Origin of the sequence: Psychrobacter sp. ANT_H3 (genome assembly GCF_027919975.1) — a bacterium.
In the GTDB taxonomy this organism is placed as follows: Bacteria; Pseudomonadota; Gammaproteobacteria; order Pseudomonadales; family Moraxellaceae; genus Psychrobacter; species Psychrobacter maritimus.
Map to the genome: position 1 here is coordinate 86,853 of NZ_JAQISM010000007.1, position 25,577 is coordinate 112,429.

Sequence of the window (25,577 nt, forward strand, 5' to 3'; positions counted from 1 at the left end):
ATTTGGTGCTTAGTATTTAGCGCTTTGAATTTAATGCTTTGAATTTAGTACTTTAAATTTAGTGTTTTGACGATTATCAGTAGAAAAAGCTATCAGGATAAGAGTATTTACTATGCCAATTATTCATCATCATATCTCAACACTGCGCGCCGCCTTAAAGCCTTATCGTGGTCAGCAAGATAGCCAGCAGCGTATTGCGTTAGTACCAACCATGGGGAATCTACATGACGGTCATCTTGAGCTGGTAAAGCTTGCCAAGCAGCATGCTGATATTGTCGTGGTGAGTATCTTTGTCAATCCTACCCAATTTGGCGTCGGTGAAGATTTTGACAGTTATCCACGTACCTTAGATGCAGATGTTGCCAAGCTTGCTACTGTTGGTGCTGATTATGTATTTGCCCCAAGCATTGATGAGATGTATCCAGTATTACCGCCACCAACGTCAGTCCGTGCTGGGGAAATTACCACCCAGCTATGTGGTCAATCGCGCCCCAATCACTTTGATGGTGTCGGCATCGTTGTCTCTAAGCTATTTAATATTGTCCAGCCTGAGGTGGCCGTATTTGGCCAAAAAGACTATCAGCAATTGGCAATTATCCAGCAAATCGTGCGTGATTTAAGCTATCCAATTGAAATTATAGGTGCGCCTATCGTACGTGCTGCTGATGGTTTAGCATTATCTTCGCGCAATCAGTATCTAACTGAAGCTGAGCGTAATGTTGCTCCTGTGCTACATAAAGAATTGCTCCGCTTAGCTGAGCAGTTAATGCAGGGTCAGCATCTCGAACAAGGTCTTGCGCCTTTGTTAACAGAAACACGGGCACGCATCACTGAGGCGGGCTTTAAGATTGATTATTTAGAAGTTAAAACGGCTCAGCTCGATTCTTTAGAGACAGATGCTGCATCTGCAACTTTCAATGGGAATCAGCAGGATTTGGTGATTTTGGTTGCGGCTTGGTTGGGCCGTGCACGTTTATTAGACAATCAGTTAGTGACGGTCAAGCTGCCGTGCTGACAGAGTAATTCGCCAGACGCAATTATTAGGATGACGGATCATGAGTGCAAGTAAGGATGATAAGCAAGCACAGGCAAATGACAATTTAGCAAAGCCTATAAACGCGAAAGTAGAAAATAAAGATAGACTAAGTATCTTAGTAGTATCAGGGCGCTCAGGTTCAGGTAAAACCTCAGTACTCAATATCTTAGAAGATTTGGGCTATTATTCTATTGATAATTTGCCTTTGTCATTGGTTCCTGAAGCGGCGCAAAAACTGGTCTGTGATAGTGGGATTAAACGCATCGCGCTGGGTGTCGATATTCGTACACCACGTGCGGATTTGTCCAATTTTGCTGAAACACATGATGCGTTAAAGCAAAGATATGGCGAAGAGGCTGTCACCGTGGTATATGTGACGGCGCAAGAAGAAACCTTGGTTGCGCGCTTTAATGCTACCCGCCGTATTCATCCGTTGATGGTGCAAGATACTAAAGGCATAGAAAATACCACTTATAATCTGCCAGCAGCGATTGAAAGAGAAATTCAGCTTTTGCAGCCGATATTTAAGCATGCGGATGTCAAAATCGATACCACTATGCTGAATATCCATCAGTTGAAAGAGCGCTTGCGTGATTATGTTGGGGTTGATAATCAAATAGTGATTAACCTGCTATCGTTTGGCTTTAAATACGGCAGCCCAATTGATGCAGATTTTGTTTTTGACGTGCGCATTTTGCCCAATCCGCATTGGAACCCAACGCTACGAGCTGCGACCGGTCTTGATATTGAGGTTGCTGAATTTTTTGCCGATTATCCAGAAGTGTCTGAGATGACTGAAGATATCGCAAAATTTCTTAATCGTTGGTTACCTGATTTTCTGCATAACAATCGCCATACGGTCACGGTCGCTATTGGCTGTACGGGCGGCAAACATCGCTCGGTATTTATCACCAAGCATTTGCAAGATAAGCTGACCGCTGGCCTGCCTGAAGGCTTGACCGTTGTTGCTAAACACCGTGAAAAGAATCGTTGGTGATGCTTTCTTTGTAGCTAAAACTTATAAGCTGCAAGGTATAAATGGCAAAAATGCGATTAACTTTATTATTTACTATCTATTATCTATTATTTATTATCTCGAAAAATGGAAAGCTTTTATGATTGACTGGTCAGAACATGATATGCGCGTCTCGCGCACAGAGCTCAAAAAAGCTCATGAGCGCTTGCAAGCACTGTCGATACCGCTTGCCAGCTTATCGAAAAAACAGCTCAAAAACCTGCCAGCAAGTGATTATTTTATGGCAGAGCTGATGGCGCTTGCTGATATCACCAGTGCCAATGCGCGCAATCGCCAAACCAAGCGTGTCGGTAAACTTATCAGTGAAGAAAACCGCCATGAATTGGTCAAAGCCTTGTTTGATGCCTTTTTCCCAAAAGAGCAAGTTTCTAAAATCGAGAGTTGGTTTGAGCGCTTAAACATCAATGATGAAGGCACGCTTAAGCAGTTTGTTAAACAATATAAAGCCTCTGAGCGCAATAGTATGTATCAGCTGTTGCTTTGGATTGAATATGCTAAGCATATGCAAGACGATGAGCTGATGGCAGAGTCTAAAGAGGATTTGGCCAGTTATATTCGGGAAGTGGCGATATTGTCACAGCTAAAGATGTAGCCAATTATACTGGCTATAAAGCGGCGTTGCCGTTCATAATAACGACCCATAAAAAAGCCAATCAGTGATGATTGGCTTTTTATATTTTTCTATAAACTAATACTGGTTAATCAATTGTGCAGACTGACTTATTTTTTCTCTGCACGTACTTTATCGACCAGATAATCAACTACTTTAGGGACAGTGGCGCTTTCGCCGGTCACCACATATTTACCATGGACAACAACCGCTGGGACACCTGAGAGCTGATAACGCTTAGCGCCTGCTTGTGAGCGACCAATTTTTGTTCCAACCGCAAATGAGTTATATAGGCTGTTAAATTTCTTTTCGTTGACGCCTTGTGAGGCATACCATTTGCTCAATGACGCTTGGTCAAATAATTGCTTGCCGTCTTTATGTACCGCATCAAATAGCGCATCATGGGTCTTGTTTTCATAACCTAGTAATTGCGCGGCATAAAAACCACGGGCACTGGCTTCCCAAACTGGGTTAAGCGCTGCTGGGGTTTTAAAGAAGGCCACGTCTTTATCTTTAGTTTTTGCCCATTTTTCCATATGCGGATTTAGGACGTTACAATGCGGGCAGCCATACCAGAAAAATTCACGCACAATGATAGCATCACCGCTGATTTTTTCTGGATTGTCTAGCACACGGTAATCTTTTCCTGCGACATAATTGGCGGCTTGCGCGCCCATATTGGCCAGCCCAATAGCACAAGCCAGACCAGTCAATGCGATGATACGTTTCATACTTGTTCCTTGAGGTGTCAAAATTTAAAATGTTTGGTGCAAATTTTCAGATCAAAAGTTGCTTAGCGCATTTATATAGGTTTGAAAGTAGATAAACGACAATGCATTATCTAAATTGTCTTCGCTAAATCGACCTATAATAGAGTACGGACTATAATAGCGTAAAATGCCCGCACTTGTGAACCCGATTCTTAACTAACGGTTGTAAAGCTGTGAGCTATTATTTAAGGTATCTTACTTATCATTTTTAAGCTGCTAGTTTTAAGCTGACAGCTATTAATTTTTTTCACAGAGAAACTTATTTATTCACTAAGACTTGCTTATTCACTAAGGCTTGTTAAGAAAGACTTATTAAGAATATTCAAAGTTATAAAACAGTTTCAAATTTTTCGCTTGTATAAAAGTCTGCTGCTTAATAATAATCATAACGCTGACATGTTCATTAAAATTTAAGTATTTACTGCCGCGATTCACAATCGGTGACGATGTACTCACGACAAAGTCGCCGCTCTCATGCTAATATTGGGCATACTGCTATTGAGCATGTCAGCATGTCAGCATGTCAGCATGCCTATAAATGATAATAACTATAATACCCATAAAGGAAAAACCCTATGAGCCAAGCTTTCTCTTCTGCCCAGCCTATGAATAATCAGTCAAACAACGATTCAAACGATTACGCAAATAACGAGCTAGATAACAATGCTGCTAGCAAATTTGACCAAAACACTGCTATCAATGTCGATGCCAGTGAAGTGGAAAAATTCAATAACTTGGCGAGTGAATGGTGGAATAAAACTGGCGCTTTTGCTACTTTGCACGAAATCAATCCGCTACGCCTTAACTGGATAGAAGAAAACGTGAAGCGCGGCTTTATGAGTGCTGATAGCAGTAAAACGGCAGAGATGGGCTTGGCGGGTAAAAAAGTCCTTGATGTCGGTTGCGGCGGCGGTATTTTGGCAGAATCAATGGCACGTCGCGGCGCTGATGTGACCGGTATCGACCTCGGTACCGAAAACCTCAAAGCGGCGGCCTTACATGCTGAGCAAAGCAACTTAGATGATACCTTGCGTTATCAGCATATTCCTATTGAGCAGTTAGCGGCTACCCATGCTGGTCAGTTCGATGTCGTGACGTGTATGGAGATGCTTGAGCATGTGCCAGACCCAGCTGCTATTGTCGAGGCGTGCTTTACACTATTGGCACCGGGCGGCGTTTGCGTGCTATCGACGATTAACCGCAATCCTAAATCTTACCTGTTTGCCATCGTTGGGGCAGAGTATGTATTGCGCTTGCTTGATCGCGGCACCCATGATTACGCCAAATTTATCACCCCAGCTGAGTTGGATAAAATGGCGATAACGGCAGGCTTTACCCGTCAAGACATCATTGGACTGCATTATAATCCATTGACCAAGCGTTATTGGTTGGCACAAAACGTCGATGTTAATTATATGATGGCGGTACAAAAGCCACTGGCGTAAATCGCCTTTTATAAGCATTCCTTTTTGACCACTTTTTAAATCAATGTTTTAAATTAATATTAAGAGCGCCTGTTATGAGCCAATTTGTAAAAGCTGTCTTGTTTGACCTTGATGGCACATTAATCGATACTGCCGCGGACTTCGTCCGCATTATTGGTAAAATGAGCGGCGAAAATGATTGGCAAGCGCCACCTGAAGCCGAAATTCGTGAGCAAGTCTCTGCCGGTGCCTCGGCGATGGTGCAGCTGATGCTGCGCCACAACGACCAACTTGAGGTCAGCGAATCTGAGTTGCTGGAGTTTCGTCAGCAGTTCTTAGACGATTATGAAGCGGAAATATGTGTCGATAGTTGTGTTTTTGATGAGCTTGAAGAGGTGCTGCGCGTATTAGAAGAAAAAAGCGTGCCATGGGGTATTGTGACCAATAAGCCGCGTTATCTCGCTGAGCAGTTATTAGAAAAAATGCAGTTAAATGAGCGTTGTTCGGTACTGGTGTGCCCAGATGATGTATCGCGCTCTAAACCCGATCCAGAGCCAATGTATGCAGCATTAGAAAGACTCTCTATCCCGCGTGGTGCCGCTGAAAGCGTGCTTTATGTTGGCGATCATATACGTGACATCGAAGCTGGCAAGGCTGCAGGCATGCCGACTATCTTAGCCGCTTACGGTTATATTCCGCCTGAAGATCAAAAAAACCTGAAGAAATGGGGCGCAGATTATATTACCGAAACCCCTGCAGACTTGAATAAGTTATTGCTTTCTTCTGGCAAGTTTGACTATTTATAAAGCAAATAAACCATTTAACGAAATAGCTATTAAGCACCCTACCTATTAAATAATAAGCAGTGAGTAATGCCATGAGTGACAATACTAATCAGCCTACTAGCCAACAACAGATGCCATCAGCGGCGCAAGCTTCTGTGCCAGCTGTATCGCACGACGATATTCGTAATTTTATACCGCCTGATGACTGTTTAGATGGTAAAACTATCTTGGTAACGGGTGCCGGTGATGGTATCGGGCGTATCGCCGCCTTAACCTATGCGCGCTATGGCGCGACGGTATTATTGTTGGGGCGTACTAGCAGTAAGCTTGAATACGTTTATGATGAAATTGAGAGCTTTGGCGGTAAGCAGCCAGCCATGCTACCGATGAATCTAGAGGGCGCAACCTATGCTGAGATGCAAAAGCTAGAAAATCTGATTGCTAAAGAAGTCGGTCAGCTTGATGGCATCTTGCATAATGCGGGCATGCTTGGGGCTTTGACGCCCCTTGAGATGTACGATGTTGATATGTTTGCCCAAGTGATGAAGGTCAACTTTACCTCCACCTTTATGCTCACACAAGCGCTGCTTCCTTTACTTAAGGACGCAGCACATGGTTCGATTGTCTTTACTTCTAGTAGCGTCGGTACTCACCCTCGCGCGTTTTGGGGCGCGTATGCACTCTCTAAGCAAGCGGTAGAAGGCATGAGCGATATCTTTACCCAAGAAACGCAGAATACCACTAACTTGCGCTTTAACTGTATCAATCCTGGTGGCACCCGTACCAATATGCGCGCCCATGCCTTTCCCGGCGAAAATCCGATGAGCCTTAAAACCCCGGAAGATATTATGGGCGGTTATGTGTTTTTAATGAGTGATGAGAGCATCGGTGTGCGCGGTCAAGTGATTGAGCTACAACCAAAAGATTAATAAGCAGCTGTATTCCTATTGCTTAGAATTTTTATAACTATTAATAGTATTTATAAAATTGCGTATTTATTGAAATAAGCGACTTATAACCCCATCTATTTGTTATTAAAGACTTTTATAAATTATGATTTAAATATCGTTAATAAAAAATAGGATGGGATTATGGCAGGTGGCTGGTCAAGAGATGGGGCAGAGCATGAGCAAATGGATGCGACTGTCAACGATGCGTTAGAGCGGGCACGTCGTGCGCTGCCAACGGGTAAAAGTGCTGAGTTCTGTGATGAATGCGGCAACCCGATTCCAGAGGCGCGGCGTATTGCCGTGCCGGGTGTGCAACACTGCGTCGGCTGTCAAACGGAGCTTGAACAAGAAGCAAAGGCGACTGAGCTATTTAATCGCCGCGGTAGTAAAGACAGCCAATTGCGTTAATAAAAAATCCCCCATTATGTTGATAGTGGGGGATTTTTTTATCGGTTTTATCTTCATCAGCATTATCATTACTGTCAATTATTATCAATAATCTGTCTATCACTGCCGATAGCTGGCTAGGCAATCAATAACTATAACTATCTATAACATCAATGCCATCAGCTCAAGGTCGTACACTTCCCAATCTATCTTGACCGCTGTCGCATCTTCTTGCTCAGTACTTGCTTGCAAAATAATCTCTAGTCGGTTATCTGCTTGTGCGCTCACTATCTTTGTGGACAAGCTATCAGGAGTAAAATTGATTTGTAGCCAGCCATGAGAGGTTTGCACAACGCCTTTGATACGTTGCCAATTTGGCAGCTTTAACAGCCAATCCTGTAACTTATCGGCATCTAATACATATTCTGCTGGTAGTCGCCACCCTGCCAGTAGAATATCTTTTTGTTGCTCATGATAACGATAGGGCAGCTCTACACTTGTATCGGGCTTATTATCGTCATTGCTTTCAGGATTGTGGAAGGTATTCGCTGTTAAAGAATGACTCAGCGGCTTTAAGCCTACAACCGCTATGTATGGCTCATTGATATTGACTCTTTGCTGCTTTGAGATGACAAAACTGGGCTTGCCGAGCTGTGCACTTAATGCTGCTGAATAGCCTGTTGATGTATTTATCTTATGAGTAGTTATCTGCTTGTCAGATTCTGCCCAAATAATAGAAATTTGTGCATTGAGCTTGGCTACCCATGCTTGAAGCGCTTGTCTTTCGTCAGCGCTTAATTGAGTATAGCGATTAATGACTAAGACATCGGCATCGCGGACATGCGCCTGAAAACCCTCATGAGTACGATATTTTTCTTGTTGCCATTGCAGGGCGCTAAGCACCGTGATGACCGCTTGCATCTTTAAAGCCGTTTGCCAATGCGGCGCGCTCAGCTGTTGGATAAGCTCACGCGGATGGGCAAGTCCTGTTGGCTCGATAAGCAGACGCTTTGGATGATGGTCACTGAGCAAGCGACTCAGAGCGATTTGTAGTGGCAACTGACTGGTACAACAAATACAGCCGCCGCTCACTTCACGAATGGCGATATCATTTTTCGTATGGCTATCTTGCGAGCTGGTTAGTAGTGCGCCATCGATCCCGATACGACCAAACTCATTAATTAATAATGCCCAGCGCTCACCCAGTGGTTTGGTCGCAATTAATTGATTAATGAGTGTGGTTTTGCCAGAACCCAAAAACCCTGTCACCAAGGTGCAGGGTATGTTTTGAAGCATAATAGGTGATTTCAATGTTGCGCCCGTGATATTAATAGGATGAAATATTAACCATCTGAGGTATCAATAGCCGCAAGCAGCATTTATGAGTTTATAACGACTCATTTTTGGCCGCTTCAACTTCTGCTTCGTCGGGCACGAATACATAACCCACGCCCCAAACGGTTTGGATATAACGCGCTTGTGAAGGATTGTCCTCAATCAAACGGCGCAAACGTGACACTTGCACGTCGATAGAGCGCTCCATCGCGCCCCATTCACGACCACGGGCAAGGTTCATCAATTTATCACGCGTTAATGGCTCACGTGGATGCTGTACCAAAGCTTTTAATACTGAAAATTCACCGGTCGTCAAAGTGACCACATTGCCATCACGTTTAAGGGTACGGGTCGATAAATCAAGCGTCCATGGTCCAAACTCAACCACTTCAAGCTGATGGCTTGGTGCACCCGGTAGCTCACGATTTTGACGACGCAGCACCGCTTTGATACGGGCCAACAGCTCTTTTGGGTTAAATGGCTTTGGCAAATAGTCATCAGCGCCGGCTTCGAGGCCAGCGATACGATCGGCATCGCCACCTTTAGCGGTAAGCATGATAATCGGGATATCACCATTGTCTTCGCGCAAGCGCTTACAGATACTAATACCGTCTTCGCCTGGTAGCATCAAATCTAAAACCACCAATGAGAACAGCTCACGTTGCATCAATTTGTCCATCTGATTGCCATCATGCGCCGTACGGACGACAAAACCATCGTCTTCTAGAAAGCGTTGTAATAAAGAGCGCAAGCGTGCATCGTCATCAACGACCAAAATGCGTTGGTTTAAGGTGTCAGGGCTGTTGTTATCTGTCATACAGTCATCCTCTTATAAAAATTATTATTAGTAGCAGTTTTTAGTAAAAAACGTTTATAAAAATACCATTAAAAACGCGGGTAAAAATCTTATTATTATTTAATGATCATTCCGTTGATAAGTAAATCATGATTAGCAAACCATTAGTTGTCATAAAAAATATAGTCGTGGAAAAAACCTATAAAAATAAAGACTTTTGTTCAATATAGCAGGGCTTAGCCATATTTGTGCCCTTGATACTTTAGTGTATAAGATTGCAGGCGCAATTGCATCACTGATACGGATAAATGCTGTATGCGTTTGTTTAACAAGGCGTTAGAAAGAACGATATCAGACGATTTTTGCCATAAAACAGGCGATAAATAACGAAAAGATAAAAAGGATTTTTATTCATGCAGCTTTTGCTATAATGCAAAACTACATTTCTCAACGATTGATACGTCTATGAGTAGCACTGATACCTTAACGCCATCTCAAACCTCGACAAATGCACAGGTTTTGGATGCAACCACACACGCGAATATTCACGACAAGCTTGCTCGCGCGCTTGGCATTAAGACTGCTCAAGTCAATGCGTTTGTCAAACTTTACGATGAAGGCGCGACCGTTCCGTTTATTGCCCGTTACCGTAAAGAAAAGACGCAGAATCTTGACGATGCGCAGCTGCGAGCTTTAGAGAAGTCGCTCAATTATGAGCGCGATATGGCAACCCGTCGCCTCAAAATTACCGAGCTGCTGAGCACGCAGGGCAATTTGACTGAAGAGCTACAGACGCGCATTGATAATGCGACGTCGAAACTTGAGCTTGAAGACATCTACTTGCCATACCGTCCACGTCGCCGTTCACCAGCTGCTAAAGCCCGTGCCGCCGGTCTTGATGTGGCCGCACAAGCGGTCTTAACGCAAGAGATTACGCCGACAGAGGCGCTGGCCGACTATCAAGCACAATCTAGCATTACCGATGATAGCGGTAATGAGATTGAAGTCGACTTCAGCGATATCGACAAGCAATTGGCAGGCGTACAAGCCATCATCGTTGATGAATGGACGCAAGCGTTAGACTTACTCGATAATCTGCGCAGTGGCTTTGCTAAAACGGCGAGTATCGTCTCTGCTGTTGCTAGTGAAGAAAAACGTGAAGTTGGCGAAAAATTCAAAGACTACTTTGAGCATAGTGAAAGCTTGGCGCGTCTGCCAAATCATCGCCTATTAGCGATGCTGCGCGGTCGCCAAGAAAACGTTTTAGGTCTTAAAATCGAAGGCGAAGACGCTCCATTTATCGAAAAAATCGTCAAGCACTTTGAGATTGATGCCAAAGCGCCAGCAGAACGTCAAGAATTTTTAGTGGAGGCTGCGACCAGTTTATGGAAAGAAAAATGGCGTCCGCATATCGAGCATCGTTTATTGACTGAAAAACGTCTGTCCGCTGAAGCCGATGCGATTGATGTATTTGCCAATAATTTACAGCATTTACTTATGTCAGCGCCTGCTGGCCGTAAAGTGATCTTAGGTGTTGATCCGGGTATCCGTCATGGCGTCAAAATGGCGATTGTCGATGCTCAAGGCCATGTCATGCTAGACAGCGAAGACAAGCCTGTCGTTGCAACCGTTTATCCATTCGCCCCTGATAATAAGATGGATGAAGCCAAAAAAGTCATCGATGAATTATTAAGCACTTATAAGGTTGATTTGGTCGCTATCGGCAATGGTACGGCTAGCCGCGAAACAGATGCGATGATTAAAGAGATTTTGGCCGCCAACTCTGAATTAAAAGCCAAAGCCGTTATCGTTAATGAATCAGGCGCGTCAGTTTATTCGGCGAGTGAGCTTGCCAGTGATGAGCTTGCTAATTTAGATGTCTCTGTACGCGGTGCAGTTTCTATCGCCCGTCGCTTGCAAGATCCGCTATCAGAATTGGTTAAGGTTGATCCAAAAGCGATAGGCGTTGGTCAATATCAGCATGACGTCAATCAAACTCAATTAGCAGACAGTCTAGATAAAGTCACCCAAGACAGCGTGAACGCCGTTGGTGTTGATGTAAATACGGCAAGTCCTGCTATCTTGGCGCATATTGCTGGTTTGAATAAAAACGTCGCTCAGCAAATCGTTACCTATCGTAAAGAGCACGGCGCCTTTGATAGCCGTGAAGCATTAAAGAACGTCCCACGCTTAGGGGTAAAAACCTTTGAGCAAGCCGCAGGTTTCTTACGCGTCCATGGCGGTAGCAATCCTCTTGATGCGACAGGCGTGCATCCGGAAAGCTATGCGCTGGTTGACAGCTTACTTGAGCAAACCGGTAAAACGTTGCCAGAAGTCATTGGTAACGATGGTGTGTTAAATACTATCGATACCACTGCGCTTGCTGCTAACGATGACAATATCAGTGTCAAAGCCATCATTGAAGAGCTTGCCAAGCCTGCACGCGACCCACGTCCTGAGTTTAAAACTGCTAACTTCCGTGAAGACGTTAATAGTATTAAAGACTTGAGCGAAGGTATGCAGCTTGAAGGCGTGGTGACCAACGTCACAGCCTTTGGTTGCTTTGTTGATGTCGGTGTCCATCAAGATGGTCTGGTGCATATCTCTCAGATGGCCAATGACTTCGTCGCTGACCCAATGAACCGCGTCAAACCAGGCGATATCGTCTTGGTACGTGTGATTTCTATCGATGAAAAACGCGGCCGTATCGGCTTTAGTATGAAGCCTGAGTCTGAAAAACCAGTACGCCCAGCTGCGAAGTCGACTGCAGAAAGTACAGGCAATGACGATAAGGCTAGCCGTCCACGCAGCAATCGTCCAGCTAGTAACCGTCCAGCTGCTGATAAGCGTGCAACAAAACCGCGTGGCAATCGTCAAGATAAAGACAGCGCCAATAACCGCCGTAAAGCGCCTAGAGCTGAGAAAGCAGAAGCACCTAGTAAAATGGGTACGCTTGGGGCATTATTACAAGAAGCTGGCGTGACCAAAGCTAAAAAGTAGTGTCTGTTTAAAGTAATGACTGTTTATGGTTATAAGGGTTTTATTTAACGATAAACAACTAAAAAAGGCAGCCATCGATGGCTGCCTTTTTTATTGGGGATATATTGGAGGAGTCCCTTTAAGAGTGGTTTGGCTTGTTGATAATAGCTTTGTTGGTAATAAAGAACTTTAAGGTTTTATCTACTCATACAAGCGTTTGACCTATAATTTATAAATCTTCCGTTACTTCTACGTCTTCTTCTGTCTCTAATGAATCTTCTTCTAATACAGCTTCTTCTTCTAGCATTTCATCTTGTGCTTGTGGCTGCAGCGTATCTTCTGGATTTTGCATAGCCGCTTGCTCAGCTTGTAGCTCAGTGGTCATCGGCTGTTGGCTAGCGCTATTGTTAACACTGACCTTTGATCTTGAGATAGTTTGAGTTTCGCTAATTTGAATTGGATTAGCTTGATTGGCTACTGACTTACTACTGGTGTTTTCGCTTGCAGGCTCAAGTGTGGTTGCAGCAACCGCCGTTTGCTTCTCTGCTGCTGCTTTATCAGCAGGTGCTGCCATAGCCAAACTTGGGATAGTGAGTGCAGCGCCAATGAGTAGCGATAAAGATAAAGTACTTTTTTTCATGAATTAATTCCTTAATTTATAGTCTTATCATGTCAGTTTAAAGCATTTCAAACTTGACGCTTATTTTGTGTGCTGTATATAACAGAGGTATATAACAGCCAAATATCGAGATTTATTTAATATTTCGAATCTATATATTTAATATAACTAACATCTAATCTATAGGAAAAATAAAATCATGATAACCAGTAAGCGATTATCATGATCGATTTGGATAAAGAGTTTTATAAGCCAAATTAAAGCAGTTATAAAATCTAGAGGGGAGAATACCAACTAAACAAGCGTTGATTCAGTAGTACATAAATTAAAAGTCTAACAGATGGATGTTTATAGGTGATTTTGTGCAACTACTGTATGGTTATTGTCAGATAAAAAATAAGCCGAAAAAGTATAGACAATAAAAAACCGCCTCTTATTACTAAGAGGCGGTCATTACTATATTAGTTAAAATCACATTACTTTGGTTTTAATCATGAATGTTATTAAGCATCGACGACTTCAAAGCTAAGACCAGCGTGCGCTTCTAAACGCGTTAATAAGCTATCGCCCATGGCGGAAGCGGGCGTCCAAAAACCGCCGCCAACCTCTTCTTTACTAATATCCTGCGCTAAGCACAATGCTGCTTGGGCCAACATACGCGAGGTGCTGCCATAACCAGGATCTTTGTCACCGGTGACTTTGGTATTGATGCTATCTTTATCGGCGGTCTGGCCAAATAGGCGAATATCAAAATAACCGTTTTCTTGCTCTTCTTTAGAAGGACCCGAGCCTGATTTAGGCAATACGTGCTTAGATAAAAGCTCGCGACTTGGCGTAATCATCATGGCAGTGGCAAAACCTAATAAGCCTGCACTCATTGCATAGCTTGATAGCTTGCCTTTAAGGCCATCTTTCATCCACATTGCTTCGTCATACTTAAAGTCGCGACCATATTCATAGCCTAGCAGTTGGTTACTGCGATGCACGATGCGAGTATTGATACTTGCCATCACAAAGGGTGCCAGCCAGCGTTTATGCTCGTCATCGTATTCAGGTTTGCTGACATTGGCTTGGCGCACGTTTGGCGCATCTTTATCATCATTGAGTAAATAAGGATTTGCTACTTGCTTACGGCGGGATTTATCTTGGCCGACTTCTTCAAAGATAGTCGCCATCGAGGCAATCGTGCCGCCCGATAAACCACCTTTTGCTGCTTTGACACGCATATTAATCACATCACAGGTGCTGCCAAATTTTTCTTCTGCTTGCTGCTGGGTAAAGTAAACGCCCAAGTCAGATGGGATAGAGTCAAAGCCACATGAGTTGACGATACGCGCGCCGCTTTGCTTTGCCGTATCCTGATACTTATCCATCATGTCTTTAATAAAGATAGCTTCACCGGTCAAATCGACATAATCGGTACCGTTTTCCGCGCAAGATTTAATCAAAGGCTCGCCATATTTTAGGTAAGGGCCAACGGTTGAGATAATAACTTGGGTTTGCTTGGTCATTTTATCGAGGCTAGCTGCATCGTCACTATTCGCAATAATAATATCGACTTTGCTAGCAAGTTTAGATTGCAGCTCATTGAGTTTTTCTTTATCACGACCGGCTATCGCCCAAGTAACGTTTGCGCCATTTTTGTCTTTAGCATTTGATAAAAATTCTGTTAGATAGTGCGCTGTAATCTGTCCAACAAAACTGGTTGCTCCATAAAGAACCACTGCATAAGGGCGTTTTTCGCTAGAGGTTGCTTGCTTATCATTTACTGCATTGCTAGGGTTTGAAGTATCCGTATTCATATTTATCTTCCTTATTAGGTCGTTGTTGTTAGATGTTGTCTATTAAATGCTTATTATGAAACGCTTGTTCTAAAAAATATCGCTAAGTGGTTTTGCTAATTCATTTTCAATAAGTGGCTTTTACTAGGAAGCGGTTTTATTAATTAACGGCTTTACTAATTAATGGCTTTAAGTGACAGCCTGTAAAAAATACTAAAGTATAGAGTTGAAAATTACTGCCAATTTTCTTATAAAAACAGCTGAGTGTAAGCAAACGTTCACTATCTCTACACATAAGTCTTCAAAAGCCAAGTAAAAACTGCAAAATGGTAAGATTTGCTACAAAGTTTACATAACCTATCGACATTATTACCAAAATGAACGTTTTCTACAGCCAATCATTGCTAATCTATATTCGTAAGCCGTTCAGTATTAAAACAAAAAGTAAAATATTGGATGATTAAGACTATTAAGGTAAGACGATTTAACTGATAAAGGGATTGTTGGTGTTTACCAAAGCGGTCTTAGTATTTCGTTTTTAAACTATTATTTGAGGAGAATTATTATGTTTCGTTGGGCTATTATTTTTGCCGTAATCGCGTTAATTGCAAGTTTCCTAGGATTTGGCGGTGTTGCTGGCCTATCTGCAAACTTTGCCTACATTCTACTAGCTATTGCTGTGATTCTATTCATTGTCGCATTTGTTAGTCGCCGCATGTAATAGAGAACAGTGACTGCTTAGATTTTAAGTATTCATGCTCATAACAAGAAAAAGTCCTCAATAGAGGACTTTTTTATGGTCAAAATTTAAGTACTTTCAAAAGTTAAGTGCTTTCAAATGCTAAGTGCTTTCAAATGCTGTATGCGCTCTGGACTATATTGTTAAATGCTAAATGTTAAATGCTAAAAGGTTTTAGGCTGGATGATATGCTCCATTCGTTTTGCCAAACGAACATCATGGCTAGTAATGCCGCCGGTATCACCAGTAGTCAGGCGAACTTCGACCACATTATAGGTATTACTCCATTCAGGATGATGCTCTAATGCTTCAGCATGAAAAGCTGCTTGATTCATAAAGCTCATGGCTTCAACAAAATCGCCAAAGTGGTAGGTTTTTACGATAGCATTACCATCGCGCTGCCAGCCTGGCAGTTCTTCCAACTGCAAATCAACTTGTTGATTAGATAAACTACTCATGGTGATATCCTTTATTATTATAGTGGAGGGTTTGATGACAAGATTGCTGTCTAGGAACTGTTTTATCCTAATTACTTTATGCCAGTTACTTTATGATAGCCGTCTTATGTTAACGACTGATAACTGATATAAGTAGCAAACAATATCAGCCGTCAATAATATAAGCAGTATAGGGCAAAAAACCCACCTATTTCTAATCTCTTATTATATATTTGTAGGCAAAAATATAATAAAGAACATCAGATAAATAGGAGGGTAATAGTAGGTCATTAATGCTTAAAATATCGTAAGGTTGTAGCGATAAATAACGATCGCTTTTAACGCTCAATTTTATAGCATCGCTCTAGTCATAAAGCCTTAGTGATGGACTTAACTTACTGACTCATCTTAGGTTAAAGCAAGTCCTGATATTCAGGGTGCTTATCAATATATGAAGCAACAAACGAGCATTGTGGCACGACTTTTTTATTATTATCACGTGCATAATTTAAGGCGTGTTTGACCAAGGCTGAACCGACACCGCGACCGCCCAATTCTTGCGGAACGATGGTATGGTCGTAGACCAATTTATCGTCACGCTCCTGATAGCTGATATATCCGGTATGACCATCGATTGAGGTCTCAAAACGCTTTGCTTGCTCGTCATGGGTGATATCTACTGGTTTGCTATTATTATTACTCATAAAAAATCTCCGTTATTAATATTTATAATTGTTCGTAGCTAGTGCTTTTACGCTTATTAATTTAATGGTAGTTATTAAACTGTGCTTATTAAACTTGTACTTGCTAATTTGTATGACTAAGCTATTTTTTATCAAGTTAGCTCTTATCATTAGTAGCTTACTCTGCTTATTGTGGGCTTTTTTAAGCAAATTTTCTAGTTATCAACCGTAAGGCTAGATAGGGTAAATGTTAATAGATTTACTTTACCTTAAGTATTGCTACAAGGGTTTGTAATGAATGATTTTTTAATCAAGGTTTTAGCGTAGATAGTTAATAAAATGGGCTGCTATCAGCAAAAAGACCGCAAAAAAAGTTAAAAGGCGCAAAACGACAGGTAAAACAGCCTGTTAGCTTGCAGGGGTTGCGCCACAATGCGATAATGACAGACAATTTATAACCCTGATTTTTGAGGCGCAGTCCATTTGGCATTATTGCTGAGTAGGGTTTGCCAGCCTCGTCTATGCAGTCTATCGGAGTGTTAATGGCTCAATATATTTACACGATGAACAACGTGTCAAAACTTGTTCCACCTAAGCGTGAAATCTTAAAGAACATCAACCTATCGTTTTTCCCTGGTGCCAAAATCGGTGTCCTAGGTATCAACGGTTCAGGTAAATCAACCTTGCTACGCATCATGGCGGGCGTGGATACGGAATTTAGTGGTGAAGCACGTGCGCAAACTGGCACCAAAATTGGTTATTTGCCGCAGGAACCACAGCTTGACGACAGCAAAGACGTGCGTGGTAACGTTGAAGACGGTATGCGTGAAGCGTTAGATGCGCTTGCTCGTTTAGATGCCATTTATGCTGAGTACGCTGAGCCTGATGCAGACTTTGATAAGCTTGCTGAAGAACAGGGCAAGATGGAAGACATCATCCAAGCATGGGATGCGCATAACTTAAATACCCAGCTAGAAAAAGCGGCTGATGCCTTGCGCCTGCCACCATGGGATGCGGATGTTAGCAAACTATCAGGTGGTGAAAAACGCCGTGTGGCACTATGTCGTCTGCTCTTGTCACGCCCAGATATGCTATTACTAGACGAACCGACTAACCATTTGGACGCTGAGTCCGTAGCATGGTTAGAGCAGTTCTTGCAGAACTATAGCGGTACTATCGTTGCCATTACCCATGACCGTTATTTCTTGGATAACGTTGCTCAGTGGATTTTGGAGCTTGACCGTGGCCATGGCTATCCGTACGAAGGTAACTATACTGAGTGGCTCGAGCAAAAGAATACCCGTCTAGAGCAGCAGAATAAGCAAGAAGAATCCTTTGCTAAAGCGCTGAAAAAAGAGCTTGAGTGGATTCGTAAAAATCAAAAGGGCCAACAGGCCAAGTCTAAATCTCGTGTACAGCGCTTTGAAGAATTGAACTCACAAGAGTTCCAGAAGCGTAACGAGACCTCAGAGATTTACATTCCACCAGGTCCACGTCTAGGTAATAAAGTCATCGAAGTCAACGATATCTCTAAATCGTTTGGCGATCGCTTGCTTTATGAAAACCTAAGCTTTAACGTGCCAGCAGGCGCTATCGTCGGTATCATTGGTCCAAATGGTGCGGGTAAAACCACGCTATTTAACATGATTACCGAACGTGATACGCCAGATACTGGTTCAGTTGATCTAGGTGAAAGTGTCAAGGTTGCCTATGTTGGTCAGGTACGTGATAACTTGGACGATAACAAAACCGTTTGGGAAGAAGTGTCTGACGGCCTAGATATCATCACCGTTGGTGACTATACGACGCCAAGCCGCGCTTATATCGGTCGCTTTAACTTCAAAGGCTCAGACCAGCAAAAGCACGTTGGTCAATTATCAGGTGGTGAGCGTAACCGCTTGCAGCTTGCTAAGACGCTAAAGCAGGGCGCAAACGTATTGCTTCTTGATGAACCCTCAAACGATTTGGATATCGAAACCCTACGTGCGCTAGAGGATGCGATTCAAGTATTCCCAGGTACCGTCATGGTGGTGTCGCATGATCGCTGGTTCCTTGACCGTATCGCCACTCATATCTTGGCATTCGAAGATGAAGGCCCAGTTTGGTTCGATGGTAACTATTCTGAGTTTGAAACCTATCGCAAAAAGACCATGGGTGATGACGCCAGTCCTAAGCGTATGAAGTATAAGAAAATTTCTACCTAGAACATCTACCTAAGACAGCTGTCAGATAGCTATCTAACAGCTGATAAAAAATTGGCTGTTTAGGAATTTAAAACTGATATAAAAAAGACCTCTAATTGATTAGAGGTCTTTTTTTTTGCTAAATGATTGAGTGTTGCGAGATATAACTTAACGCTTACGACCAAATTTACGCTGCTTCTTATTACTAATCTCAGTAATGGCGTGGGCAATCTCTTCTTCATTGAGGCTAGCTACTTGCTGTAAAATTTGCATCATATCAGGACTTAATACATATTTTGCATGATGGGCAATAAGGTCGATACGCTGATCAAAGGTTAAGATGCCCGTTTCTTCGTTTTTCTGCAAGTAGTCAAGACGAGTCAAGGCACTGATAAAGCTGGTAAATAAAGCACGGTCAAAGAAGTCAGGAATATCATCGGCATACAGTACCGACAAACGCTGTCCAAGCAGATGACAAAGGTCAACGACTTCATTTTCGGTCAGATTGCCTGAGCCTTGCTGGGCAAGTAAAGCAAGGGTCATAAAGTAGCGCTCAAGGCTTTGTTCAACAGGCGTCGCCAGCACTTGTAGCTGCTGATAGCATTTACTATTTGTCTCAGGGACGCTCAGCATGCCATCGCTCAATTCTACAATCAGGCCATTTGCCAGCAGGCTATCGACTTTCTTGTTGAGCGTTTCTGTCAAACCATGGGCTGGATAGTATAAGAACAGCTCACTTTGAAGGAACGGATATAATTGTTCGGCAATGCTATTTAGACGACTGCGTTCGATGCGACCATTACGTGCTACCAAGGCCGATAGGAATGATAATAAAATAAAGACATGCAGGATATTGTTACGGAAATAGCTAAGCAGAGCAGCTTGCTTACCGGCAATCTGAATAATATCACCCAAGATATGCGGTCTACGCTCGATAAGCTTCAACTTAATACCATAATCGATGATTTGCTGCGGCGACATATCGGTGATGACGGTATCAGCTGAGTAAGGTAGCTGCTGAGCCAGACCTTGATATAGGGCAATTTGCTCACGGCAAATATCTTCGTCAAGCGCCGATTTCGGTGCGGATAATAGTACCAACGACAATAGTGATACAGGGGTGATAACCGCTGCTTTATTAATATGCTGCATGACTTTGACGCCGATATTATCGACCATGGCGCTGGCTTTATCATCAAGCGGCGTATCGGTGCGATCGGCAGGCAAGCTATTGGCTGGTACGTCAAACTTTTGCATAAAGTCGCTAAGATGCAGCGGCGTGCCAAAGCTTAGATGTACATTGCCAAAGATACGCTCAATCTTACGCCCAACTTTCAATAAGCCTATTAATGATTCAGATTCTTTTGGCTTACCTTTTAGCTCACCGACATAGGTGCCGCCTTCCATGATGCGCTCGTAACCAATATAAGTCGGTATAAATACCACCGGTTTCTCAGAGTGACGTAATTGACTATGGACAGTCATCGCCAGCATACCCATTTTTGGCGGTAATAGACGTCCTGAACGCGAGCGTCCGCCCTCGATAAAGTATTCAATCGGCGTGTTACGGGTAATCAGCGTGTGCATATATTCACGGAGTACCGCGGTATAAAGCGCATTGCCACGGAAGCTACGACGAATATAAAAAGCAACCGCGCCGCGCAATAACGGCCCTAATACTGGCACATCTAAATTGTCACCAGCGGCAACATAAGGAATACTCAGGCCACGCTTATAGATGACATAAGACAGCAGCAGGTAATCGACATGGCTACGGTGACAAGGTACGTAAACCAGCTCGTAATCTGCTGCCAGCTCGCGTACACGCTCAAAATGATGTACTTCGACGCCATCATAAAGTTGCGTCCATAGCCAAGTAAGGAACTTATAAAAACCGCGCACAATAGAGTGCGAATAGTCATTGACCATCTCATTGGCATAGCCTTTTGCCAAGGCACGGGCTTCACGGACGCTGATACCAGAGGCCTCAGCTTCGGCTTCTATGGCGTTCTTGATGGCTGGCGAATATACCAATTTATCGACCAAGTTGCGTCTGTCTGACAAATCAGGGCCAAGCATACTGGCACGCTGTTTGTCTAAATAGATATTAAGCTGTTGTTGCAACGAGCGCACCAGTTCACGGTTGCCATCCGCTGCGGCAACCATGGCATAGCTTGGCGCTTCGTCGACTTCATTTGTGATACTGTTGCTATTCTTTGCAGCACTGTTATTTAGAATATTAGCTGTTAATTCGCTATCTTCTAAAGCACCTTCTGTTAATAAAGTGTCGTCTAATAAACGGTCTTTTAATAAAGTATCTTGTGCAAGACTGTCTTTTAAATCGCTGGCTACTGAATCAAAGACAGAGAATCCTTCGCCATCGCCTTTAAGACTATCATTAATAAGGGTACGCAAATCTTGCGGTGGATGGAATTGAACAAAGGTATCGCGTCCCATCACGCCGATATTAAATAACTGCTTGGTGATACTAGGGTCTTGCCAGTTGTCAGCAGTCAAAAGCTTAAATAACGAGTCTTCTTTTTCTGGCGCGCGTCCCCACAGGATGGAGACTGGCACCAAACGCACCTTTAATTCTGGATGCTGTAAAACGGCAGAGACCAAGCGCGATAGGCGAGGTGACAGTTGGCTGTCTTTGGCATGCGGATGATGTAAAAATATAATCGCCGCGTTTTCTTTAATATCGTGAGCAATATCTTGTACCCCGACTAACGCTGGTGGCAGATTATGCTCTTGTGTTTGCAGGTCAATCAAAATACTGTTGGAGCGCGAATAGTCTTGCAGCACATAAAATCTGAGAATGTTGTCGTCGTCATCAAACTCAGGCAACTCGCCCAATAGCTTTGGCTTGACGGCAACATCAAGCATCTGCCCCGAGAGCTTGCGATATAGCTGATTAATCGGGGCATTAGAATAAGGCTTTGGCACGACTGGGCTGATAGCGCTGTCTAAGTCTTTAGTAGTTGCCGTGTCGCCAGTCGTTACGGGCGCTTTAAAAATCCGTTTTTTTAAGAACTTCGGTATCATAATGAGTATCAAAATTAGTCAAATGTGTTGCGCTTATGATGCCATAAAAGCCATCAAAGCGATATATGGTGTCTGTATATACTGTTAATATTAATAATATCACCAGAGAGTTTATCAGCTAAGATAGCTATTAAGAGGCGCAATTATTTGAAGTCATAGGTAGAAATATCAGCCATTTCGCGCAATACTATATCTGCTAAACTAGCGATAAGATTAAGCCGGAATTAAAATGAAATCGTACATTGTTGTTTAAATCTTTTTAAAATTTATTCTTTACCCTTTCTGTATCGAAGCTAAAATATTATGACTCCTGCTATCAAACTTGCCAAACAACGTCACCTTGATTATAAATTACACGAATATACTCACGACAGTAATGCTGCGTCTTTTGGTTTGGAAGCCGCTGAAAAACTGGCCATTGCTGCCGAGCGTGTGTTTAAAACCTTGGTGGTCACAACCGATACTGGCGTGCTGGCGGTGGCTATTTTACCCGTGGATAAAACCTTAAATTTCAAAAAAATGGCCAAGGCGCTATCTGCTCATAAAATGCTGGCATGCAAAAAAGTGCAAATGGCCGACCCCAAACAAGTCGAACGAACTACTGGTTATGTGCTCGGCGGCGTCAGCCCTTTAGGGCAAAAAAAGCGCCTATCAACGGTCATCAATGCTTCTGCGCAAGAGCAAAGCACTATCTATGTCAGTGGCGGCCGCCGAGGTTTGGAGATTGAACTGCCGCCTGAGCAATTGGCAACCACCCTTGCGGCACGCTTTGCGGATATTGTTGACGATTAGTGTTTAACAAGTTTTGCTACTTTTTTAAGGATTTTACCGATGCCGCATTTAACCATTCAAGTAACGCCAAATGTCACGATTGCTCATGAAGCGTCATTTCTTAAAGCATTAAATCAAGCATTATGGGACAGTGGGCACTTTGCTAAGCCAGCTGATATCAAAGCGCGTATCGTACCGATTGAGACGTTTTTGGTTGGTATTGCAGACGATGAGCAAGTTAATGGTTTTGTTTATGCGTATCTAAAAATAATGAGCGGCCGTGACGAGGTCATACGCCATCAGCTCGCCGAGTTATTAACGGCTGCTATAGAAGAGGCATTAGATGCCGAGCAATCAGGGCGCGTAGGTATACAGATCTGTGTTGAGGTGGAAGAAATCAGCGCGATTTATCATAAGAAAATGCTTGATGACTAATGGCTGCTTATGACTGTTTACGAGTATTTACTACGCGCTTTTCCGTCGCTAGTATATTGTTAGTATTTTGATAAACTTATAAAGACTCGCATAAGGATTCACTGGCATATTTAGGTAATATCATCACCTCAACCTTATAACCTGCCGTTTTACCTTGAGTGGCCATTAGATTACGGGCGATACGTAAGCGATATTTTCCGGTTGTGGGTAAGCAACCTTGATAAATGATACCGCCTTTGGTGCCATCTTGTGTACCGTTTGGCATATGCAATACGCCGACATTGGCCGTCTCAGGCGTGCCAGCAAGTGGCGCAATATTAATAATGGCATATTGCCCACTGTTGGCATCAAAGCGATACCAGCGTTCGTTTTCATTGGGTTTTAATTTACCAGTCACCGTACTACTAATAGCGCCTTTCGCAAAATGAATAGGGCTGTCGCTACTTTTAGCCAACGTACTATTTGCACTAACGCCTATCAATGTGACACTAAGCAACAGTGTTTTTATCACTCGTGCGCTTAATAAAGTAGTTTTGTTATTAATGGCAAACATCGTCGTCTCCTAACTAAGTTTATTCGCTGTAGTCTATTCGATGTAAAACCGAAGCAAACTGCTGGTGGGATAAATTTTTTGTAGCCTCTCCTCTGTCACGCTTGCGAACAGCAAGCAAGAAAAATTTATCCCAACAGCACGAGGATATTAACGAATTGACTGTATTTTGAATTGACTGTATTTCTAGCTTTAGTATTTCCAGTTTTAGGATATTCTGACTTTTAATTAAACATAAAAAAGCGCCTAAATAATAGGCGCTTTTCTTATTAATTATTAAGCAATTAATCAGTCAATTAATACGTTTGCAATCTTAATCTAAGAAAGCAAAGTTCTCAATCTTCATCGCTGTCATGCTATCGCTTGGTGCGACCATGGCTTCAGCGTGACCTGAAGTACGTGGCAACAATTTATCGAAATAGAATTCAGCGGTTTGGATTTTGGCTTTATAGAATTCTGGAGATTCAGTGCCGCCATTTTTAAGCTTGTCATAAGCGACAGCCGCCATACGCGCCCAGTGATAACCCATCATTACATAGCCTGAGTACATCAAGAAATCGTCTGAAGCCGCTGAGATGATTTCACGGTCTTTACGTGCCATCAGCATCAAGCGTACCGTCAAAGTATTCCACTCAGCACATAGTTTGGTCAGTGCCCAAACGAATTTACGCATGTCTTTATCAAGCGCATACTCGCCACACCATTTCATGATGCTTGAGGTGTAATCACGGATGATTTTACCTTTAGACTGTAAGATAACCTTACGACCTAGCAAATCAAGCGCTTGGACGCCAGTGGTCCCTTCGTACATAGTGGCGATACGAGCATCACGAGCGATAAGCTCCATGCCCCATTCTTTGATATAGCCGTGACCACCGTAGATTTGCTGACCGTGTTTTGCCGCTTCGATACCTAGCTCAGTTAAGAAGCCTTTTAGGATAGGCGTATAGAAGCCTAATTTATCATCCCATTTTTCAAACTCAGCATCATCACCGTTGGCAACGCCTTGCGACATTTTATCAGCATAGCGCGCTGAGTGATAAATCATCGAGCGACCACCTTCAGCAAAGGCTTTTTGGGTCAATAGCATACGACGAACGTCAGCATGATGAATGATCGCATCAGCAACTTTTTCAGGGTCTTTGGTACCTGACAAGGTACGCATAGAACGACGGTCTTTTGCGTAAGGTAGGGCGTTTTGGAAAGACAGCTCAGTGTGCGCCAACCCTTGGATACCAGTACCGATACGGGCGGTGTTCATAAAGGTAAACATGGCTTTTAGGCCTTTGTTTGGCTCACCGATTAAGTAACCAACCGCGTCATCAAAGTTTAAGACACAGGTTGATGATGAGTTGATACCCATTTTGTGTTCAATAGAACCACAAGCCACACCATTACGCTCGCCTGATTCGCCTTCAGCAGTTGGTAAGAATTTTGGTACGATAAATAGTGAGATACCGCGCGTGCCTTCTGGCGCATTTGGTAGACGGGCTAAAACGATATGGACGATGTTATCGGTTAAGTCATGCTCACCGCTTGAGATGAAAATCTTTGTACCGCTAATTTTATAAGTACCATCATCTTGCGGGATGGCTTTTGATTTAACTTGTCCCAAATCGGTACCACACTGTGGCTCAGTCAAACACATGGTACCGGCCCAAGTGCCTTCAACCAATTTAGGTAAGTAAGTCGCTTTTTGCTCGTCCGTACCATACTGTAGTAAAGTATTGATACAACCCGTTGATAGACCAGGATACATCGCCCATGGCCAGTTAGCCGTACCAATCATCTCAGCTTTAATAAGGTTAATTGACATCGGTAAGTTCATACCGCCGTACTCTTCAGGGTACGAGATACCTTGCCAGCCGCCTTCAACGAACTGATCATAAGCTTCTTTAAAGCCTTTTGGCGTGGTGACCACACCATTTTCAAAATGACAGCCTTCTGCATCTGCTGGCTGATAAAGTGGTGCAAGGACGTTTTCGGCAAAATCAGCCATGCCCTGCAAAATCATATCGACCGTTTCAGGGTCAGCGTTTTCGCCATTGTCCAAATCTTTATAATGCGTTTGGAAGTCGAAAACATCATTTATCAAAAACTTGATATCACGCAAAGGTGCTTTGTAAGTTAACATAGTCGCTCTCTTTGGTTATTCGCTATCATAGACGGTCAGCTCAATATGTGAGCCACGGCTTATGTAAACGGTTGTTCAATTATTTGGGGTAA

At 43.1% G+C, this 25,577-nt stretch carries 22 protein-coding genes; 12 read left to right on the forward strand and 10 right to left on the reverse strand.

The features are described from left to right. The first annotated feature begins 112 nt into the window (after window positions 1–112). From panC to yjgA, 3 genes are all read left to right on the forward strand, one after another. Complete coding sequence (gene panC / locus PG901_RS05320) at window positions 113–1,015, forward strand: pantoate--beta-alanine ligase (RefSeq protein WP_271133774.1); 903 nt, start codon at window positions 113–115, stop codon at window positions 1,013–1,015. 40 nt (window positions 1,016–1,055) lie between these two features. Beyond that, a complete protein-coding gene (rapZ, locus tag PG901_RS05325; RefSeq protein ID WP_271133775.1) occupies window positions 1,056–2,033 on the forward strand; it encodes an RNase adapter RapZ in 978 nt (325 codons plus the stop codon). A gap of 118 nt (window positions 2,034–2,151) precedes the next feature. Further along, the gene (yjgA, locus tag PG901_RS05330) at window positions 2,152–2,664 is read left to right on the forward strand and encodes a ribosome biogenesis factor YjgA (RefSeq protein ID WP_201564375.1); all 513 of its coding nucleotides are present in this window, start codon (window positions 2,152–2,154) and stop codon (window positions 2,662–2,664) included. 128 nt (window positions 2,665–2,792) lie between these two features. Here yjgA and PG901_RS05335 read toward each other — a convergent pair whose 3' ends face one another. Continuing rightward, window positions 2,793–3,413, reverse strand: coding sequence for a thiol:disulfide interchange protein DsbA/DsbL (locus PG901_RS05335; protein ID WP_183619492.1), 621 nt, complete (start codon window positions 3,411–3,413; stop codon window positions 2,793–2,795). A 614-nt stretch (window positions 3,414–4,027) separates the two neighbouring features. Between PG901_RS05335 and ubiG the strand changes: the two genes are divergently transcribed. From ubiG to PG901_RS05355, 4 genes are all read left to right on the forward strand, one after another. Continuing rightward, complete coding sequence (gene ubiG, locus PG901_RS05340; RefSeq protein WP_271133776.1) at window positions 4,028–4,897, forward strand: bifunctional 2-polyprenyl-6-hydroxyphenol methylase/3-demethylubiquinol 3-O-methyltransferase UbiG; 870 nt, start codon at window positions 4,028–4,030, stop codon at window positions 4,895–4,897. Between the two features lie 74 nt (window positions 4,898–4,971). Next, window positions 4,972–5,682 carry an HAD family hydrolase gene (locus PG901_RS05345; protein WP_271133777.1) on the forward strand — a complete coding sequence of 237 codons (711 nt, stop codon included), beginning with the start codon at window positions 4,972–4,974 and terminating at the stop codon, window positions 5,680–5,682. A 110-nt stretch (window positions 5,683–5,792) separates the two neighbouring features. Next, on the forward strand, window positions 5,793–6,590 hold the full coding sequence (locus PG901_RS05350) for a YciK family oxidoreductase (RefSeq protein ID WP_271133866.1): 798 nt from the start codon (window positions 5,793–5,795) through the stop codon (window positions 6,588–6,590). A gap of 162 nt (window positions 6,591–6,752) precedes the next feature. Beyond that, window positions 6,753–7,019 carry a DksA/TraR family C4-type zinc finger protein gene (locus PG901_RS05355; RefSeq protein ID WP_183619498.1) on the forward strand — a complete coding sequence of 89 codons (267 nt, stop codon included), beginning with the start codon at window positions 6,753–6,755 and terminating at the stop codon, window positions 7,017–7,019. Between the two features lie 141 nt (window positions 7,020–7,160). On the opposite strand, the gene PG901_RS05360 is transcribed toward PG901_RS05355, so the two are convergent. Together PG901_RS05360 and ompR are read right to left on the reverse strand one after the other, a co-directional pair. Continuing rightward, complete coding sequence (locus PG901_RS05360) at window positions 7,161–8,294, reverse strand: CobW family GTP-binding protein (RefSeq protein WP_271133778.1); 1,134 nt, start codon at window positions 8,292–8,294, stop codon at window positions 7,161–7,163. Window positions 8,295–8,385: 91 nt separating this feature from the next. After that, on the reverse strand, window positions 8,386–9,150 hold the full coding sequence (gene ompR, locus PG901_RS05365; protein ID WP_201565950.1) for an osmolarity response regulator transcription factor OmpR: 765 nt from the start codon (window positions 9,148–9,150) through the stop codon (window positions 8,386–8,388). A gap of 444 nt (window positions 9,151–9,594) precedes the next feature. Between ompR and PG901_RS05370 the strand changes: the two genes are divergently transcribed. Further along, window positions 9,595–12,129: a Tex family protein gene (locus tag PG901_RS05370; protein WP_271133779.1), complete on the forward strand. Its 2,535-nt coding sequence runs from the start codon at window positions 9,595–9,597 to the stop codon at window positions 12,127–12,129. A 208-nt stretch (window positions 12,130–12,337) separates the two neighbouring features. On the opposite strand, the gene PG901_RS05375 is transcribed toward PG901_RS05370, so the two are convergent. Further along, a complete protein-coding gene (locus PG901_RS05375; protein ID WP_271133780.1) occupies window positions 12,338–12,748 on the reverse strand; it encodes a hypothetical protein in 411 nt (136 codons plus the stop codon). Window positions 12,749–13,230: 482 nt separating this feature from the next. After that, window positions 13,231–14,529: a saccharopine dehydrogenase family protein gene (locus PG901_RS05380; protein WP_271133781.1), complete on the reverse strand. Its 1,299-nt coding sequence runs from the start codon at window positions 14,527–14,529 to the stop codon at window positions 13,231–13,233. 544 nt (window positions 14,530–15,073) lie between these two features. Here PG901_RS05380 and PG901_RS05385 point away from each other — a divergent pair. Next, window positions 15,074–15,229 carry a DUF1328 domain-containing protein gene (locus PG901_RS05385; RefSeq protein ID WP_068407724.1) on the forward strand — a complete coding sequence of 52 codons (156 nt, stop codon included), beginning with the start codon at window positions 15,074–15,076 and terminating at the stop codon, window positions 15,227–15,229. 182 nt (window positions 15,230–15,411) lie between these two features. Here the strand turns inward: PG901_RS05385 and PG901_RS05390 are convergent, their stop codons facing one another. Both PG901_RS05390 and PG901_RS05395 read right to left on the reverse strand, forming a co-directional pair. After that, window positions 15,412–15,705, reverse strand: a complete 294-nt coding sequence (locus PG901_RS05390; RefSeq protein WP_183619515.1) for a 4a-hydroxytetrahydrobiopterin dehydratase — start codon at window positions 15,703–15,705, stop codon at window positions 15,412–15,414. A gap of 392 nt (window positions 15,706–16,097) precedes the next feature. Next, entirely contained in the window at window positions 16,098–16,388 is a 291-nt protein-coding gene (locus PG901_RS05395) for a GNAT family N-acetyltransferase (RefSeq protein WP_201618948.1), read from the reverse strand. Between the two features lie 521 nt (window positions 16,389–16,909). Here PG901_RS05395 and ettA point away from each other — a divergent pair. After that, window positions 16,910–18,571, forward strand: a complete 1,662-nt coding sequence (ettA, locus tag PG901_RS05400; protein WP_271133782.1) for an energy-dependent translational throttle protein EttA — start codon at window positions 16,910–16,912, stop codon at window positions 18,569–18,571. A gap of 147 nt (window positions 18,572–18,718) precedes the next feature. Here the strand turns inward: ettA and plsB are convergent, their stop codons facing one another. Then, entirely contained in the window at window positions 18,719–21,595 is a 2,877-nt protein-coding gene (gene plsB, locus PG901_RS05405; RefSeq protein WP_271133783.1) for a glycerol-3-phosphate 1-O-acyltransferase PlsB, read from the reverse strand. Between the two features lie 303 nt (window positions 21,596–21,898). Between plsB and ybaK the strand changes: the two genes are divergently transcribed. Together ybaK and PG901_RS05415 are read left to right on the forward strand one after the other, a co-directional pair. Further along, window positions 21,899–22,387 carry a Cys-tRNA(Pro) deacylase gene (ybaK, locus tag PG901_RS05410; protein WP_271133784.1) on the forward strand — a complete coding sequence of 163 codons (489 nt, stop codon included), beginning with the start codon at window positions 21,899–21,901 and terminating at the stop codon, window positions 22,385–22,387. Window positions 22,388–22,426: 39 nt separating this feature from the next. After that, on the forward strand, window positions 22,427–22,801 hold the full coding sequence (locus PG901_RS05415) for a 5-carboxymethyl-2-hydroxymuconate Delta-isomerase (protein ID WP_271133785.1): 375 nt from the start codon (window positions 22,427–22,429) through the stop codon (window positions 22,799–22,801). 76 nt (window positions 22,802–22,877) lie between these two features. Here the strand turns inward: PG901_RS05415 and PG901_RS05420 are convergent, their stop codons facing one another. Beyond that, a complete protein-coding gene (locus PG901_RS05420; protein ID WP_271133786.1) occupies window positions 22,878–23,354 on the reverse strand; it encodes a hypothetical protein in 477 nt (158 codons plus the stop codon). A gap of 310 nt (window positions 23,355–23,664) precedes the next feature. Next, a complete protein-coding gene (locus tag PG901_RS05425; RefSeq protein WP_201629243.1) occupies window positions 23,665–25,485 on the reverse strand; it encodes an acyl-CoA dehydrogenase C-terminal domain-containing protein in 1,821 nt (606 codons plus the stop codon). Window positions 25,486–25,577: the final 92 nt, after the last annotated feature.